The following is a 3,568-nucleotide window of genomic DNA, read 5'->3' on the forward strand; positions in this document are numbered from 1 at the left end:
GATTTAATAATAGGATTAGTAGTGTCCTTAATTTCTATTCCAAAAAGCATGGGATTCATTGGGCGCTCTTCCTTATCTCGAATTTCATAATGCAAGTGTGGTCCACCAGAACCACCCGAATTTCCACTATAAGCAATAAGACTATCTTTTAAAACAGGTAAATCTTCGGCTTTAGGGAATAATTCAATTTCATATGATTCTTTTTCGTATTGCAGCTTTTTTACATAAGCCTCAATATCGGGCGAGAATTTTTGAAGATGGGCATATACTGTTGTATAACCATTTGGATGTGTAATGTATAAGGCTTTACCGTAACCGAAATGTGATACTTTTATTCTGCTCACAAATCCACTTGCTGAAGCTTTAACATTTAATCCGGTACGTTGTTGGGTTTTAATATCCATGCCAGAATGAAAATGGTTGGAGCGTAGTTCTGCAAACGTGCCTGCTAAAACTAAAGGAATTTCTAATGGATTACTAAAATAATCTTGCGGGTAATTGTTTTGCGCACTTGAAAACATTGAAAAAACTAGAAAGAGGGACAGTATAAATCGCATAAAAATGTATTGGGCTAAAATAATTATTTGATATGAAAGCACAAAGAATAAAACAAAAATCAAGCCATGTTAGTGAAACTCTATTTTGAAAAGCCCCGCGGGCGAATTCAAAATAGTAAGTTGAACTCCTGCCTGCCGGCAGGCAGGAATCCCGAATTTATTTCGGGATCTTTGGAGTTAATAAGGTGAATTAATAAGACTCAGGCAATGCCAAACTCGCCAATTGTTTTGTTAAGGCCTTTATGTTTGCAGATGCACCCGCGTTAGGGATTGCAGAGGAAAGCCCACAGCCCGACGTAGGAGGAGCGAGGACTTGTAACCGAAAGCCCGACCCCTTGTGGGTAACGCCCAAATAATTTATAGCGAACTGCGATTAAATAAAATTTTATGATAAAACAATTGTAATATTTGGCTAGGAATGTTAACTTTGTAGGGTAAGTATTGAAATTTGTAAATGAGTAATATTGAAGATATTGTAGATTCATTAGAAAACAAGATTAGTAAGGTATTACACAAACTAGAGCTTTTAAAACTTGCTAATTTGAAATTAAATGAAGAATTAGAGGTTTCAAAGCAAGAAAATTTAGCCCAACAAAAGCATATTGCTGGATGGGAGGAAAAGTATGAAGCGCTTAAAATGGCAAATACAATACTTGGTAGTGACGATAATAAAAGAGAAACTAAGCTTAAAATAAACGCATTAATTAGAGATATTGACCATTGTATTGCTCAACTCGCTGATTAAAGTTAATTAAATTCAATGTCAGAAAAGCTTAAAATAAAGCTGTCTATAGCTAATAGAGTATATCCGTTAACGATTGAGTCAAGTCAAGAGGAAGGATTGCGTAAAGCGGCTAAAAACATTGAGGCTATGATAAAGCAATTTGAGCAAAGTTATTCTGTTCGAGATAAACAAGATGTATTGGCTATGTGTGCCTTGCAATTTGCCTCTCAAGTAGAGCAGAAGTCTATTGATAAAGCAAATGTAAACGAGCATGTAGAAGAAAAACTAAATGCTTTAAATGAATTGTTACATTCGCATTTAGTCTCTTAAACGTTCTTTAAAATAAACTAAAAGTTACTGCCTACATTGGTTATTTTTTTTGATAAACTCAACGTTAATTCTTTAAAAAGGGTGAGTTTAAGTTGTAAAAGCACGCTGCCTTAGTCGCAGATCCTTGATCAGCTTGTTAGCCCTAAACTTGTTTTTAAGGAGTTTATACAAAACTTTATACTGGTGTAGGCTTTTTTATATACTATAATCAACTAAACAAAAGAATGGATAACTCAATTATATTTGCAATAGGTGGTGTTATATTAGGGCTAATAATTGGCTTTATTATTGCAAAAACCCTAGAGAAAAACAATGCTTCAAAACTTGTAAAAGAAGCTAAAAGAAGTGCTACTTCCATACTTAAGGAAGCTAAAAGTGAAGGTGAAACGCTGAAAAAAGATAAAATTCTTCAAGCCAAGGAAAAATTTATAGAACTTAAATCTGAGCATGAAAAGGTTATTTTATCGCGTGATCAGAAAATGGGAGAAGCTGAAAAGCGTGTTCGAGATAAGGAATCTCAAATTTCAAGTGAACTTTCAAAAAGCGCTAAGCTAAATCAAAGTTTAGAAGATAAAGTGAAAGATTACAACCATAGGTTAGATGTGCTTGAAAAGAAGCAAGACGAGGTTGATAAATTACATAAAAGCCAGGTACAGCAATTAGAAGTTATTTCGAGCCTTTCGGCAGAAGAAGCTAAAGAGCAATTAGTAGAATCTTTAAAAGGAGAAGCTAAGAATGATGCTATGGCTTACATTCAAAGCTCCATGGAGGAAGCAAAATTGACTGCTGAACAGGATGCTAAGAAGATTATTATTAATACCATTCAGCGTATTGGTACTGAAGAAGCAGTTGATAACTGCGTATCCGTGTTTAATATTGAATCTGATGATGTAAAAGGACGAATTATTGGTCGTGAGGGACGAAATATTAGAGCTATTGAAGCTGCAACAGGTGTTGAAATAATTGTTGATGATACTCCTGAGGCCATCATCTTATCATGTTTTGATTCTGTACGTCGAGAAGTGGCGCGTTTATCTTTACATAAATTAGTTACTGATGGTAGAATTCACCCTGCACGTATTGAGGAAATAGTAAACAAAACTCAAAAGCAAATAGAACAAGAAATTATAGAGGTTGGAAAGCGTACCGTTATTGATTTAGGAATTCATAATTTAAATCCTGAGTTAATTAAAATGGTAGGTAGAATGAAATATCGTTCGTCTTACGGGCAGAACTTATTACAACACTCGCGTGAAGTTGCAAAACTTTGTGGCGTCATGGCGGCAGAATTAGGTTTAAACCCTAAAATGGCTAAAAGAGCAGGTTTATTACACGATATTGGAAAAGTGCCAGATGCAGAAGCAGATATGGAAACGCCTCACGCTATATTAGGTATGCAATGGGCTGAGAAATTTGGTGAAAAAGAAGATGTTTGTAATGCTATTGGAGCACACCATGATGAAATAGAAATGAAATCATTATTGGCGCCAATTGTTCAGGTTTGTGATGCTATTTCCGGAGCAAGACCAGGAGCAAGACGTCAAGTTTTAGATAGTTATATACAACGATTAAAAGATTTAGAAGATATTGCTTTCGGATTTACAGGTGTGAAAAAAGCTTATGCAATTCAAGCTGGTAGAGAATTACGAGTTATTGTTGAAAGTGAAAAAGTAGACGATCAAAAGGCTGCGGATTTATCATTCAGTATATCTCAAAAAGTACAGACGGATATGACGTACCCTGGGCAAGTTAAAGTAACGGTTATTAGAGAAACAAGAGCCGTTAATATTGCGAAGTAACAAATTCCTGCGAAGGCAGGAATCTCATAAAAAGAAGCATTTATTAAAATTTAAAAAATCCAGTTAACGCTGGATTTTTTAGTTTTGCTAACAACTAACAACTAACAACTAACAACTAACAACTAACAACTAACAACTAACAACTAACAACTAACAAC

General features: G+C 34.9%; 4 protein-coding genes and 1 other RNA gene. 4 read left to right on the top strand and 1 reads right to left on the bottom strand.

All coding sequences use genetic code 11. The annotated features are described in order from the left end of the window. A partial coding sequence (locus WBN21_RS00805; protein ID WP_424197414.1) for a M23 family metallopeptidase occupies nucleotides 1–557 on the bottom strand: 557 nt, incomplete at its 3' end. Nucleotides 558–1,011: 454 nt separating this feature from the next. Between WBN21_RS00805 and WBN21_RS00810 the strand changes: the two genes are divergently transcribed. From WBN21_RS00810 to rny, 4 genes are all read left to right on the top strand, one after another. Next, nucleotides 1,012–1,302 carry a hypothetical protein gene (locus tag WBN21_RS00810; protein WP_424197415.1) on the top strand — a complete coding sequence of 97 codons (291 nt, stop codon included), beginning with the start codon at nucleotides 1,012–1,014 and terminating at the stop codon, nucleotides 1,300–1,302. Between the two features lie 15 nt (nucleotides 1,303–1,317). After that, a complete protein-coding gene (locus tag WBN21_RS00815) occupies nucleotides 1,318–1,611 on the top strand; it encodes a cell division protein ZapA (RefSeq protein ID WP_424197416.1) in 294 nt (97 codons plus the stop codon). Nucleotides 1,612–1,667: 56 nt separating this feature from the next. Next, a non-coding RNA gene (ssrS, locus tag WBN21_RS00820) (6S RNA) lies at nucleotides 1,668–1,776 on the top strand. Between the two features lie 59 nt (nucleotides 1,777–1,835). Next, on the top strand, nucleotides 1,836–3,410 hold the full coding sequence (gene rny, locus WBN21_RS00825; protein ID WP_424197417.1) for a ribonuclease Y: 1,575 nt from the start codon (nucleotides 1,836–1,838) through the stop codon (nucleotides 3,408–3,410). Nucleotides 3,411–3,568 lie beyond the last annotated feature (158 nt).

The sequence above is a fragment of the Algibacter sp. genome (genome assembly GCF_049667265.1).
Lineage (GTDB): Bacteria > Bacteroidota > Bacteroidia > Flavobacteriales > Flavobacteriaceae > Algibacter_B.

Bases quoted from the DNA above. Each gene is read 5' to 3' on its own strand.
- WBN21_RS00810 (WP_424197415.1), top strand. From the start codon at position 1,012: ATGAGTAATATTGAAGATATTGTAGATTCATTAGAAAACAAGATTAGT.
- rny (WP_424197417.1), top strand. From the start codon at position 1,836: ATGGATAACTCAATTATATTTGCAATAGGTGGTGTTATATTAGGGCTA.
- WBN21_RS00815 (WP_424197416.1), top strand. From the start codon at position 1,318: ATGTCAGAAAAGCTTAAAATAAAGCTGTCTATAGCTAATAGAGTATAT.